Source organism: Bacillus sp. S2(2024), assembly GCF_050474045.1.
Taxonomy (GTDB): Bacteria; Bacillota; Bacilli; order Bacillales; family Bacillaceae_G; genus Bacillus_A; species Bacillus_A yunxiaonensis.
Genome location: NZ_JBFLUS010000003.1, coordinates 1,843,053 through 1,856,590 on the forward strand (window position 1 = coordinate 1,843,053; position 13,538 = coordinate 1,856,590).

Sequence of the window (13,538 nt, forward strand, 5' to 3'; positions counted from 1 at the left end):
GGGAAGTTTCACTTTATCTAATACTTTTGCTTCTGTAATGTTAAGTCTTTTTTGGTATGTTTTACGATTTTTAGTAACTGGAAATGAAAAATACTTTTTAGGCATAAACAAAATTACATTTGGTTGTTATCTAATTTTTTTACGATTCTGTCGTACTGTAAACGGAAGAGGTGAATGAGTAAAGGAAGGTCATCTTCGCTTTTCATGTAATAACTAACCCATCCAGAATTGGGCAAAATATGATGAGGCTGAGCTAATCCTTGCTTTAAAATCTCATCTCTTATTGATTTTGGAAATGGCAAATCAGCTAATGTGTCTCCGTGAACATGACCTAATTCTTTATTTTTATAATTAAATTCAACCCCACCGTATCGATGCGGCTTCTCAGTTACACCGTTCCAACTAAGAAGCTCTTTTTTAATCATTTCGCTAAGTGACATAATAGTTCACTCCTTATAAATCGTAGATTTTAATAGTATCATATGTTTTTTCTTTGCTGTTTATATCGTTCAAAAGTACGAATGTATATACGAAAATGGTTTCATATACGAAGTTTAGAGTATCGATTTAAATTTAGATTCTGATAGTATCTTTGAACATTCTCGGAATGGACATGGTATAATTTAGGTGGTGGATACAGCATGAAAAAGCTAGGAGGGAGAACATGGGAAGAGAAGTACACTTTGATGATGAAGGTGTAGTTTTGAAGTTGAATGGAGTAACTGGTTTTTTTGCGTTGAAACTATCCTTAAAAATGCCATTTTATACTATTAAAAGTGTATATGTTGATTATTTTGATGCTCCGCAATGGATGCTTCGGATGCCTGGAACATCTGTTTCTTCTCTTAATATCTTTGAAGGAAGTTTTAAATATGCTGATGTATGGTACTTTCTTTCCTATGAAAATAGAGTACCTCTCGTAATGATTGAATTAGAGGGTCACGAAAAATATAAGTATGTTGTTTTTGAAATTGATGATCCTACTAAAGTAGCATCGGATATTAGGAAACGCATGAGGGATTAATATGAGTGTTGGATAAAGGAAAAGAGAAAATAAATTCATTTACAGAAGTATTTAATAAATAATTAAACCAATATTAGAAACATTGTACTATCTGGCAAGCATTGACCTATTTGCTACTTTAATAAACAGATTATAACAGTTACAAAAAGTAATGAAAATGCCGACTCCGTAAAGAAGCCGGCATTTTTAGTTAATTATTTATCACAAGCAATTCCATCACCGTCTCGATCAAGTTTAGGTGAGTACGCTGGGTCGCCCTTTTTAATATTTGAGAAACCAGCTGCTTTGGCTTCTTTACAACTTTTAAAGTTGTAGTTAGTTTGAGTGTTTTGTTCTGATTGAGCTTGTGTTTGTTGTGAAGCTTGTTCTTCTTGCTTTTTAGCCTCTTCTTGTTTTTTGAGTTCTTCTTGTCGTTTTGCTTCTTCTTTCTTACGTTGTTCTTCCTCTAGTTTCTTTTGTTCTGCTTCCTGTTGCTTTTTCAATTCATCTTGTTTACGTGTTTCTTCTTTAGTAGTTGTTGTTTCTTTTACTTTTTCTTTGCTATCATCCTTGGAACGATTGGAGCAAGAACCTATTAAAATTAATAATAGAATAATAATACCAAGGCATCCAAAACAGCCGCAGCCGAAACGTTTTTTCTTTTCTTGTTTATTTCTTTCTTTTGTTGCCATAATTAGCCTCATATATATGAAAATTACGATATATAGTATAACAAATTTCGGATGTTAATTTTACATAAAATTATATTTGGTGAATCATTAAGTAAGATTTTTGTGTATTTACGTTTTAGAATGATAGAACCCAGCTCCTTTTTTGGGCTGGGTAATTTTTGTATACCAAGTAATTGTTTCTTTTTTTGCTCAACTAGTGCTTTTAGTTGCTCAAAATTTATAATCTTATGCAGGTTTAACTATATGAAAAAAGGTTATTCCCTATGCAATTCTTTATGAATTGCCATCTGTGCTTTAGAAGTATTAGCAAAATTCAACCATTTTTCTTCAAGCTGAATATTATGAAAATCAATAATTATTTCAACAATATCTAAATGTGAAAGAGTTATCATAATTGACGTTTCAATGCCATTCATTTTTGCTGAAGACATATATATTGCCATTCCTATGTTTACCGCAAATGCAAAATCGATAATCGTTGCTCCTTCACAAATTCACCTTCATTTGTCTATTTTTTACTTAATGAAATAATAGTTCGCCTTTGTACAGGAAAAAGCCTTTCTAATGGTATATAATTGTAAATAGATCTACATATCATTTTCAGTATCATCCATATGCAGCGTATATAAGGGGGATTATGCATGAGAATAGAAGTAGAAAAGTTACTACAAAACCTTGAAGCATTCGGATTAGAACATGATTGCACAAAAGAAACGAGAGAAGAAAGATTGCGCAACGTGTCCAAAGAAATGGGGCAATTTTTATCTATTTTGGTGAAAATGTGCGAAGCAAAACACATATTAGAAATTGGAACATCGAATGGATTTTCTACGTTATGGCTTGCCAATGCTGCAGAGGAAACAAAGGGAACTGTTACAACAGTTGAGCTCTCATCGAAACGAGTTGCACAAGCAATTGAAAACTTCCAGAAAGCAAACCTCACAAACTATATTCATATCCATAACCAAGAAGCTGGTGCATTTTTATCAGAACAGCTAGACAAGTCATATGATTTTATTTTTTTAGATGCAGAACGAACGCAATATATGTGGTGGTGGGAAGATCTAAAACGTATTTTAATCCCTAAAGGAATCATCGTCATTGACAATGCAACTTCGCATGCGGAAGAATTACAGAATTTTTTTGATTTAGTTGAAGAGGAGGGAAACTTTGAAACAGTGTTACTACCTTTTAAGATGGGTGCTTATGTAATGAGGAAAAATAGTTGAAAAGAGCATACAAGGAGAATTATTAGCTTGTAAACTTAAGAATCCGACTTAAGAATGGATGTTTCTCAGTCTTAAGTCTGAGGACAATCAAAAATACTGTAGGTATACTTATAATATAAAACGGGGAATGAATGCAATATAGACCGTTTAAAGATATGGTACCCTAACCATAATTATAAGTGTATGCATATAAAGGAGCGATTTTGTTGACGGAATTGCAAAAGAAGGAAACCTTATCAGTAGAAGACAATATAGAAGTAGTCGTTGATACAGTCATTAAAGAGGACGATTTAGTTGAACTAAATAAAGAAGCAGATTTGTATGTACAAAAGTTGAATAGTGAGCATAATGCAGACCTTTCAAAAGTATTGGCACAACTTGCTGATTTAGGAGATAAAGAACAACGTGATGCAGGACAAACATTAACAGCATTAAAACGTCCAGTAACAGCGATGATGAATGGGAAAAATGAAGATATTCCTAAAACATTGCTTGATTTACGTAAAGTTGTTTCAGAATTAGATCCGAATTCATTAAATGCAACTGGTATGAAACGAATTATGTACAAAGTATTTAAGAAAAATCCGATGGAAACGTATGTTCATAAATATCAATCCATTGATAAACAAATCGAAGAGATTATTAAGTCACTATTAGTTGGACGTGATAATTTACGAGAAGACAGCGTCGGCTTAGAAATGTTAAAAGAACAATCCGAGCAAAAGATTCATGCGCTTGATAAACAAGTATATTTAGGTAAGAAGCTTGCGGACATGTTGGAAGTAGAGAAACAAAATCCAGAGCGGCAAAAAGATGTACCGTTAATTAACGATGCGTTAGAAAAAATTCTTGTACGTACACGTAACATGCAACAAGCAAAGAGTGTCTTACTGCAATCCATTGCCTCTGTTGATATTATTAAAAAAAATAATGAGAAATTAACAGAAGCAATTCGAAATGCAATCACAATGACACAAAATGTTGTAACCGTATCTGCGGCTATTCAACTGGCATTAACGAACCAAAGGAAAACAATTGACGCAGTAAATGCGACAAACGAAGCAATTGAATCTATGATATTAAGTAACTCACAAGCGTTAAAACAAAATACAGAAGAAACAACTAAGTTGTTAGAAAATCCAGCAATCGGCATGGAGAAACTTCGTGAATCATTCCAAAACGTCTTTGCAGCGATTGAAGCGTCTGAAAAATCAACAGAGCGAATTATCGAATCCAGTAAAATGTTTGTAAAAGAACTAGACTCGTTCAACGATGAAATGAAAAAGAAGCTCATTCAACGTCCAACTAAATAAGCTGCAATAGAGGAGGTGAAATCGTGGATTTCTTTCAATTTGTTTTGATACTGATAGGTATTGTTCTTTTGTTAGGACTTACCGCAGTAATTTTACTTGCTTACTTTGGACGAAAGCTTTATATATCATGGACAAAACCGTATAAACGAGCGACAGAATCAATGGAGCGCTTATCACACAGCACAGTACCATTTTTACAAGAATTTACACAACATCCGTTGTTTTACCGCTGGATCCGTACGGAAGGAAGCAGTAGTCAAAAAGCATTTACAGTTCTTTTTTGCACAGCTAATCAGCGCACAAAGGAACAGGTTTTTTCAATGTTGCCAAAGGAAAAACAGAAAAAACTACATTACAATGTAAAAACAACAAAGCAAGTTACAAGTGAAGATATGGAAATGACAACGATGAAGGTAAAAGAATTCTTGAAACAGGAATCTCAGCAACCATCAAAGCCGAAAGATTTCTCGTTTTACAAACTATACTTTTATGATCGTTATCCAGATGCATTAAAAGGTATAGAAATGTACAAACGTTCAGTAAATCCGTCGTTGCAAAAAAGTATTGATGATGTGACAATTTCTGTTTTACATGCGATTCCGTATTATCAAGAAAATCGTATGTTTGAACAGCAACATAAACTTGAGACTTTTTTAATGAAAGACTTAGTAGATATGTTGTCACTCATTGCACAAATTCCAACAGCGCAGCGTTCTGAAAAAGAAGAAGAACTTGCTGTCTATCTAAAAGGATTTCAAAAAGAAATGGAAGCGGTAGAACGTAATATTCGTAACGCTGTCGATTATGACTTACAAGTGAAGATGCGTGCAGCGAAAGAGAAATTTAAGAATTAAAGAAGCGAGCATTGATATATCAATGCTCGCTTCTTTAATTTGGGATTAAAAATTAAAAATTTCATATACCGTAATAATAACTGTAATTACATGAATAGATATAAAGAAATATCTTGTTATGGTATACAGAGAAAGATCGGCCCACTGATGGAAGTTTCATTTTATATTTCTAAACAATTGGTTAATGTTTATTCTCACAGTTGTGTAACTATTTATTTGGAATCTTAAAACTATTTAAAAAGTAGAAAATAATTACAGTTAATATTTGGTATAATTTTATTGTAACTATAATTTATAAGAGGTGAAATTCACTAATGAAAAATGAAACTTTACATAGTATGGACGATGTAATTACTATGTTAGACTCTCTATTAAGATCACCTGAGCCGTTTTGGAATCATTTCTATTCTGATCGGGATAAAGAAGTACCTTTCTTTGCTAATGTGCCGGATGAAAATTTAGTTTCTTATTTTGATAGAAATATTATTCAGAAAGGAAACGTGTTAGAGCTGGGTTGTGGTCCGGGGCGTAATGCTTTGTATTTAGCAAAAATAGGATGTGAAGTAGAAGCAGTTGATTTATCAGAAGAAGGGATTAAATGGGGAGAAGAAAGAGCGGCTGAACAAGGCGTGCCAGTTCATTTTATCTGTAAGTCTATCTTTGATTTGCAGGCCGAGAACCAATATGATTTCGTATATGATTCTGGCTGTTTACATCATATCCCCCCTCATCGAAGAATACATTATGTGGAGTTAGTCAAGCGAGCGTTAAAACCGAACGGGTATTTCGGTTTAACATGCTTTGCTGCAGGAGAATTAGATGAAAAAAATGGCTCGGAAATATCAGATTGGGATGTATATCGAGGCTGGAGCTTACAGGGAGGAATTGCGTATTCAGAAGAAAAACTACGTGATGTTTTTCAAGATTTTGAAGTAATTGAACTGCGTAAAATGAAAGAATTTAAGCAACCGAATGAGGTGTTTGGAGAATCATTTCTTTGGACGGCTCTTTTCAGAAAGAAAGTGTAATTACGATGGAGAGAAACATTTTACTTTTCTTGAGTAATAATGATTTAGAAGAAATTGAAGCGGTAAGAAGAAAACATGATCCTTTATTTGGCCTAATTTCACCTCATATTACGCTAGTATTTCCTTTTGTGAGCGAAGTGCCAAACGAGTGTCTAAAAAAACATATAGAAACAATCATAAGTAGCATGAACACTTTTCATATTACATTAAATTCAGCTGTAACTAATGGGGATGAGTACTTATTTTTACTTATAGAAGAAGGAAAAGAAAATATAATTGAGCTACATAATAAGTTATATACAGATTTTCTTCAACCGTTTCTTCGAAGAGAAATTCCCTATATTCCTCATGTTACAGTAGGAAAAAAGGTGATAAAGAAGAAGCTTTTCACGTTATAAAAAATCTTCATCCACTTCGAGGTACTATGCGATTCACTATTGATAAAATTACAGTGGAAAGAATAGGTGAAAACGAGGAATCTATTATAGAGTTTGAAGTACAACTTACAACAAAATAAGAAAATTGTTTTTCGAAATGAGAATCTTCATTGAGGTGAATTTGCTTTATAGGTAATTTTATGTACCTTTACTTGATTTTGCACATATAGTATAATAATTCCATAATTTAGATTTCAATAAGAATAAAAAAATAAATTAGACGAGGTGCTTTTTGTGAGTGGAGTAGTATCTAAATAGGCAAAAAATTTAATTAAGTAAATCCAATGATGAAGGGTATTTTTTAGAAATATATACCCCTTATTTGTTTATGGATTTATTTAAGTTACCTATGAAGATACCTACAACAATTTATAAAGCATGTAGCGGTATTTATTATTAAAAACCTAGACCTTTATTTTGCAAAAGGTTTGTTTAATGATAGATATTTGTTTCTACACTTGTCTTGTAAATGTCTGTAAAGCTGTGGTATCCCCGCAGCTTTTTTATTTTTATCTCATTACTTTTGAGGAGGAAGAGTTCTTCGGTATGAATGGCGAACTATCCTCACTAAGAGAAGTTTTACTTTTAAAAAACTTATTGAAATCTTATTATTAGGTATCTTCATACATGATTCAATCATTAAATCATAGTGAGGAGAACAAAATGAATACAATGACATTTGAAAAATTGCAGTATAACGAATTAAAAGAAATTGTAAAATTATATTGTGTAAGTGGATTAGGAAAACAATTATTAGATAAATTGCAGCCAAGCTCAAACATGAAAGTAGTGAAGAATCGCTTAAATGAAACAACTGAAGCAAAATTAATATTAAATACAGAAAGTCATGTTCCATTAGTAGGAATTTCCAATATAGAGAACATAATTGGTAAGCTTGAAAAAGGGATAATTTTGGAACCAGCTGAATTAGTGAACGTATCAGATTTTTTAAGAGGGTGTAGAAAAATTAAGGGGTTTATGCTAGGTAAAGCATTTTTTGCGCCTGTTTTAAGTTCTTACGCATACTCTATGTCAGAGTTCCAAAATATTGAGGAAGAGATTCACTTTTCTATTAAAGGGAATCGAGTTGATTCTGCTGCAAGTAAAGAATTAAAGCGAATTCGAAATCATATCGAAACAACAGAAGGAAAGATTGGAGATCGATTAAATAAATTTTTAAAAAGTAGTGCAAACAAGGAGTATATTCAAGAATTCTTTATTAGTAAAAAAGATGATCGATATACTGTTCCTATTAAGGCTTCTTATAAAAATCAAGTTTCAGGAACAATTGTAGAGGTTTCTTCTAAAGGTTCAACGGTATTTATGGAACCTGCTGTTATTTCAAAATTAAGCGGTGAGTTAGCGAGTTTAAAAGCGGAAGAGGCGATAGAGGAGTATCAAATATTAGCGACTTTATCAGGAATGATTTTTGAGAATGTTAGTGATATAAAAATTAATATTGAGCTTATAAGTCAATATGATATGATTTTCGCGAAAGCTAAATTTAGTAAGAGTATTGACGGTATAGCACCGAAATTAAATAGTCATGGATATATAAAACTAGTTGAATGTAAACATCCTCTTTTACAAGGTAAGATTGTTCCATTAAACTTTGAGATTGGAAAAGAATATCGTAGTTTAGTCATTACAGGACCAAATGCTGGAGGAAAAACAATTGTCTTGAAAACAATTGGATTATTATCGTTAGCAACAATGTCAGGGTTTCATATTCATGGTGATGAAGAGACTGAAATTGCCCTTTTTGATTCTATTTTTGTAGATATAGGTGATAATCAAAGTATTGAAAATGCTTTAAGTACTTTTTCTTCACATATGAAAAATATTTCAGAAATTATGAGAATATCTAACAATAATACGTTGTTATTATTTGATGAAATTGGCAGTGGTACAGAACCGAATGAAGGTGCTGCACTTGCAATTGCCATTTTAGAAGAGTTTTATCATATGGGGTGTATAACAGTTGCTACGACTCATTATGGTGAAATTAAACGATTCTCAGAAATTCACAGTGATTTCATGAATGCGGCTATGGAATTTAATCATGAAACATTAGAGCCGATGTATAAGTTGATGATTGGGGAATCTGGAGATAGTAACGCACTTTGGATTTCTAGAAAGATGAATTTACGGGAACATGTTTTGGAGCGAGCACAGTGTTATATGGAAAATAAAGATTATAGCTTAGAGCTAGTAAAAGAAAATAAAATAAAGAAGCCTGAAATGAATGTCGTGAAAACGAAAGAAACTTATGAGTATGAGATTGGAGACAAAGTAAAGTTATTAGATCACAATGATTTTGGTATTGTATATAAGAAAAAAGATAGTTTCAATAATATTGTAGTACTATACAAAGAAGAGTTTATTGAAGTGAATTATAAACGCGTTATTCTGGAATTGAAAGCAGCAGAGTTGTATCCAGAAGGCTATGATTTAAATACGTTGTTTGTAAGTTATAAAGAGAGAAAGCTACAACATGATATAGATCGAGGTTCTAAAAAAGCATTAAGAAAAATACAAAAAGAAATGAGAAAAAAGTAAACGGAAATATAATTCAATTACCAGCAATCCCTCACTTAAACGTTAACACGTTTTGAAGAGAGGGATTGTTTTACATACTAAAAATAGAGTAAATGTAATCTTATTTTGAATAAATACAATAACATCACGTTTTTGTTTTTCATATTTAGCTAAATAAATGGTACAATCAATATTTGATATGAAAAATAGTGAAAAGAAGTGATCGATTTGAAAAGTTTTTTAGAATTAGGAATTAGCACTACGTTAAATGATACATTAAGAGAAAATGGAATTGCGGAATCAACGCCAATTCAAGAAAAAGCAATCCCAGTAGTTCTAGCAGGAAAAGATATTATTGGACAAGCGAAAACAGGAACTGGAAAAACATTAGCATTTATTTTGCCGATACTAGAAAAAATAAATCCACAGTCTAGTCATGTACAGGCGTTAATTGTAGCGCCAACGCGAGAATTAGCGCTGCAAATCACAAACGAAATTGAAAAAATGACTGTGCATGTAAAGGATATTCATGTGCTTGCTGTTTATGGCGGGCAAGATGTTTCACAGCAAATGAAGAAGTTACAAGGTAATACACATATTGTTGTGGCGACACCTGGCCGATTATTAGACCATTTACGCCGCGGGACAATGGAATTATCACATGTATCTATGCTTGTTTTAGATGAAGCAGATCAAATGTTGCATTTTGGTTTTTTACCAGAGGTAGAAGAAATTATTGAACAAACACCTGTAGAGAGACAAACGATGTTGTTTTCTGCAACGATGGCCAAGCAAATTCAATCGCTTGCAAAGCGTTATATGAGAAAACCTGAAATTATAAAAATTCAAAGTGCAGAGGTTACAGTAAATAATATTAAACAGCGCGTCGTTGAAACGACGGACCGAGCAAAACAAGATACACTGCGTCAACTTATGGAACGAGACCAACCGTTTTTAGCAGTTATTTTCTGCCGTACGAAACGCAGAGTTACAAAATTGTATGAAGCGCTGAAAGGATACGGCTATAACTGTGATGAACTTCACGGTGATTTATCACAAGCAAAACGCGAGCGTGTTATGAAGCGTTTTCGTGATGCTGAAAGCCAATATTTAATCGCAACAGACGTAGCAGCAAGAGGACTTGATGTAGAAGGTGTTACACATGTATTTAATTACGACATCCCAGAAGATGTAGAAAGTTACATTCACCGCATCGGACGAACGGGACGTGCTGGCGGAAGTGGCCTTGCGATTACATTAGTTGCGCCAAAAGATAAAATGTATTTACAGCAAATTGAAAAAGGAATTAACGCATCTTTGCAACGACAAGTAGTAGAACTACCTAACAAACAAGAGCCTGAGAAAAAGGAACAAAGATCGCAAAAGCCAAAAGAAAAGAAACAGTTTAAAGAGAAGAAGCAATCTGGTCAATTTGGGCGTCCTGATAGAAAAGAAGGACCGAAAACAGAGAAATCTCGTTTTGGTCAACCAAGCAAGAAGAAGCGCAGCGCAAAGCCGGGACAGAAAAATCGCGGAAGATAAGTTGAAAATATAGCAATTATCTAACATGAGTATTCTTTAAATAGAGGACTCATGTTTTTTTATGTGCGTAAAAATAATGACCGATATAATAACAAGTGTGGGGATTTAATGAAGAATTATCTAAATCGAAATCGGGATAACATTTACATGATTTATACAACATAAATAGAACAAATCTTGTAATAGCACATCATAGGAGTAATGAAAAGAAACAGCATGATTACAATTGTAAGGTTAAAAATTTTTATTATTTAGGAGGATAATTCGTCATGATTAAAATTGTACTTCTTCGTCACGGTCAAAGTGTATGGAATTTGGAAAATAGGTTTACTGGATGGACGGATGTTGATATGTCTGATAAAGGATTACAGGAAGCAAGAGAGGCAGGACAAATTTTAAAGGCGAATGGTTATACGTTTGACGTAGCATACACTTCTGTGTTAAAACGAGCAATTCGAACGTTATGGATTATTCTTCATGAGATGGATCTCGCTTGGGTACCTGTTTATAAAACATGGCATTTAAATGAAAGGCATTATGGTGCACTGCAAGGCTTAAATAAGGATGAAACGATTAAAAAATATGGGGAAGAACAAGTACATATATGGCGCAGAAGTACAAATGTCAGACCGCCAGCACTTACGAAAGACGATCCGCGTTATGAAGTTTCAGATCCCAGATATAAATATCTCAAAGAAGATGAATTTCCTCTTACAGAGTGTCTAGAAGATACAGGAAAACGAGTGCTTACGTATTGGCACGAAGAAATTGTACCAGTATTGAAAAAGGGCGAGAAAGTAATCATTTCATCACATGGCAATACAATTCGCTCACTTGTAAAGTATTTCGATAATCTATCTGATGATGGCGTAGTGACATTAAATATCCCTACGAGCATTCCGCTTGTGTATGAATTAGATCATAATTTAAAACCGATTAGACATTATTATTTGAGCATGGATGGAGAAGTACCAGAAGGCGAAATTCCGAAGCATATAACACTTTCATAAAAATGAATAGAAAATTTCATGTTATTAAAATGGATGTGTCATAAGGTACATCCATTTTTGTTTTTTTAGATGAGTTATATTGTGAGTGTTTTTAGTAGTATGTTGAATAAAGTAATTTTTGAGGCTCTTGTTGATGGAATAGAGGGATTGTGTTGCTAGGAAGTGTATAAATATTAAAAGTGTATGAATTTTAAGCGTTAATTGACGAAATTATGATCTATGTAAGAGGTACAAACAGGCTATATATCATTTGAAAATGATACAATACTTATATAAACCTACACCTTGTTACATAGTAACAAGGTGTAGGTAAAATCAAAACTTAATTTTATTTTAATGGAAAAGAGGAGAAGCATATGTATACGAATTTAGAGGAATTAGTTATGCATCCTGTATTTCATCATTTTGCAGAAATTTCAAAGATTCCAAGAGGATCTGGTAATGAGAAAGAGATTAGTGATTATTTAGTAAAGTTTGCACAAGATAGAAATTTAGAAGTTGTGCAGGATCATGCATTAAATGTCATTATAAAGAAGCCAGCAACAGCTGGATATGAGAATGTGCCAACGATTATTATTCAAGGTCACATGGACATGGTGTGTGAGAAGAATCAATCGACCATCCATGATTTTGAAAAAGATCCAATTCAATTACGAATTGTCGAGGATATGCTGTATGCAAATCATACAACGTTAGGTGCGGATAATGGGATTGCAGTTGCATATGCATTATCCTTATTAGATGCAACTGATATTCCACATCCTGCTCTTGAAGTGGTTATTACGACAGAAGAAGAGACAACGATGGGTGGCGCTTTTGCAGTAGACCCTAGCCATTTTAGCGGTAAAATCTTTATAAACCTTGATTCAGAAGAAGATCATAAATTGTTAGTAAGTAGTGCTGGAGGCGCGAAAGCAGTTGAAACAATTCCTATTGTTTGGGAAGAAACACCAGTTAACGTATTACCTTATCGCCTTTTTGTTGGGGGATTAAAAGGTGGACATTCTGGCATGGAAATTGATAAAGAAAGAGGAAATGCCAATAAAATTTTAGGTAGAATCCTTCATGATTTATCGAATGAGATTTCATTTTTTATCAATGAAGTTTATGGCGGATTAAAAACAAATGCAATCCCGCGTGAAAGTGCAGCAACGATTTTACTTTCTGCAAGCGATGTGCAAAAGGTAGAAGAGAAAATAGAAGAGTGGACAGGCATTTTGCAAGAAGAACTACGTGCTGTGGACCCAGATATATATGTTTCACTTACGAAATTAGAAGAAACAGTTGAAAATGTATTCGCACAAAAAACGCAAAAGCAGCTTATTTCTTCATTATTCTTAATCCCTAATGGCATTCAAAGCATGAGCATGGATATAAAAGGACTAGTGGAAAGTTCTACAAACTTAGGCGTTGTTGAAACGTTACATAATGAAATTAAATTAAGAAACGAAGTAAGAAGTTCTGTGAAAAGTTTAAAACAACATATTGTAAATGAAATTAAGCATATTGCAGAATTGGTAGGAGCTCAGTTTGAAAAAGAGTCTGAGTACCCAGAGTGGCCATATAATCCCAACTCCTCAATTCGCAGCTTATTTGAAAAAGTTCATAAAGAAAAGTACGGTACAGATGCAGAGATTTTTGCAGTTCATGCGGGAATTGAGTGCGGTGTATTTATGGAAAAAATCCCAGGACTAGATGCAATTTCACTTGGACCAGATATGTTTCATGTTCATACACCAGATGAGCATGTAAGTATTCCTTCTGTTGTGAATAACTGGGAGTATTTTATTGAAGTATTACGCGAAACGAAATCATTGATTTAAATATGTTATAGGTTAAGAGAGATGCTTATATCTTTAAAGCATCTCTTTTGTTTTTTCTACCTTAAAAAA

12 protein-coding genes and 1 pseudogene are annotated in these 13,538 nt (G+C 33.3%); 10 read left to right on the forward strand and 3 right to left on the reverse strand.

The genetic code is table 11. The annotated features are described in order from the left end of the window. Nucleotides 1-113 precede the first annotated feature (113 nt). On the reverse strand, nucleotides 114-440 hold the full coding sequence (locus AB1284_RS09180; RefSeq protein ID WP_429749964.1) for a luciferase family protein: 327 nt from the start codon (nucleotides 438-440) through the stop codon (nucleotides 114-116). Between the two features lie 224 nt (nucleotides 441-664). On the opposite strand from AB1284_RS09180, the gene AB1284_RS09185 reads away from it, so the two are divergent. After that, on the forward strand, nucleotides 665-1,024 hold the full coding sequence (locus AB1284_RS09185; protein WP_429749962.1) for a hypothetical protein: 360 nt from the start codon (nucleotides 665-667) through the stop codon (nucleotides 1,022-1,024). A 194-nt stretch (nucleotides 1,025-1,218) separates the two neighbouring features. Here the strand turns inward: AB1284_RS09185 and AB1284_RS09190 are convergent, their stop codons facing one another. Continuing rightward, complete coding sequence (locus AB1284_RS09190; RefSeq protein ID WP_429749961.1) at nucleotides 1,219-1,695, reverse strand: excalibur calcium-binding domain-containing protein; 477 nt, start codon at nucleotides 1,693-1,695, stop codon at nucleotides 1,219-1,221. Between the two features lie 254 nt (nucleotides 1,696-1,949). After that, nucleotides 1,950-2,126 carry a hypothetical protein gene (locus AB1284_RS09195; protein WP_429749959.1) on the reverse strand — a complete coding sequence of 59 codons (177 nt, stop codon included), beginning with the start codon at nucleotides 2,124-2,126 and terminating at the stop codon, nucleotides 1,950-1,952. 210 nt (nucleotides 2,127-2,336) lie between these two features. Between AB1284_RS09195 and AB1284_RS09200 the strand changes: the two genes are divergently transcribed. From AB1284_RS09200 to AB1284_RS09240, 9 genes and pseudogenes are all read left to right on the forward strand, one after another. Beyond that, on the forward strand, nucleotides 2,337-2,924 hold the full coding sequence (locus AB1284_RS09200) for an O-methyltransferase (protein ID WP_429749958.1): 588 nt from the start codon (nucleotides 2,337-2,339) through the stop codon (nucleotides 2,922-2,924). 206 nt (nucleotides 2,925-3,130) lie between these two features. Then, complete coding sequence (locus AB1284_RS09205) at nucleotides 3,131-4,237, forward strand: toxic anion resistance protein (RefSeq protein WP_429749957.1); 1,107 nt, start codon at nucleotides 3,131-3,133, stop codon at nucleotides 4,235-4,237. Between the two features lie 23 nt (nucleotides 4,238-4,260). Beyond that, nucleotides 4,261-5,091 carry a DUF3974 domain-containing protein gene (locus AB1284_RS09210; protein WP_429749956.1) on the forward strand — a complete coding sequence of 277 codons (831 nt, stop codon included), beginning with the start codon at nucleotides 4,261-4,263 and terminating at the stop codon, nucleotides 5,089-5,091. Nucleotides 5,092-5,405: 314 nt separating this feature from the next. Further along, complete coding sequence (locus AB1284_RS09215) at nucleotides 5,406-6,119, forward strand: SAM-dependent methyltransferase (protein ID WP_429749955.1); 714 nt, start codon at nucleotides 5,406-5,408, stop codon at nucleotides 6,117-6,119. Between the two features lie 5 nt (nucleotides 6,120-6,124). Continuing rightward, nucleotides 6,125-6,636, forward strand: a pseudogene (locus AB1284_RS09220) (2'-5' RNA ligase family protein). A 583-nt stretch (nucleotides 6,637-7,219) separates the two neighbouring features. Then, the gene (locus tag AB1284_RS09225; RefSeq protein ID WP_429749954.1) at nucleotides 7,220-9,115 is read left to right on the forward strand and encodes an endonuclease MutS2; all 1,896 of its coding nucleotides are present in this window, start codon (nucleotides 7,220-7,222) and stop codon (nucleotides 9,113-9,115) included. A 198-nt stretch (nucleotides 9,116-9,313) separates the two neighbouring features. Next, entirely contained in the window at nucleotides 9,314-10,636 is a 1,323-nt protein-coding gene (locus tag AB1284_RS09230) for a DEAD/DEAH box helicase (protein ID WP_429749953.1), read from the forward strand. Nucleotides 10,637-10,905: 269 nt separating this feature from the next. Continuing rightward, a complete protein-coding gene (gpmA, locus tag AB1284_RS09235; RefSeq protein WP_429749952.1) occupies nucleotides 10,906-11,646 on the forward strand; it encodes a 2,3-diphosphoglycerate-dependent phosphoglycerate mutase in 741 nt (246 codons plus the stop codon). A gap of 356 nt (nucleotides 11,647-12,002) precedes the next feature. Continuing rightward, nucleotides 12,003-13,469, forward strand: coding sequence for an aminoacyl-histidine dipeptidase (locus AB1284_RS09240; protein ID WP_429749950.1), 1,467 nt, complete (start codon nucleotides 12,003-12,005; stop codon nucleotides 13,467-13,469). The last annotated feature ends 69 nt before the right edge of the window (nucleotides 13,470-13,538 follow it).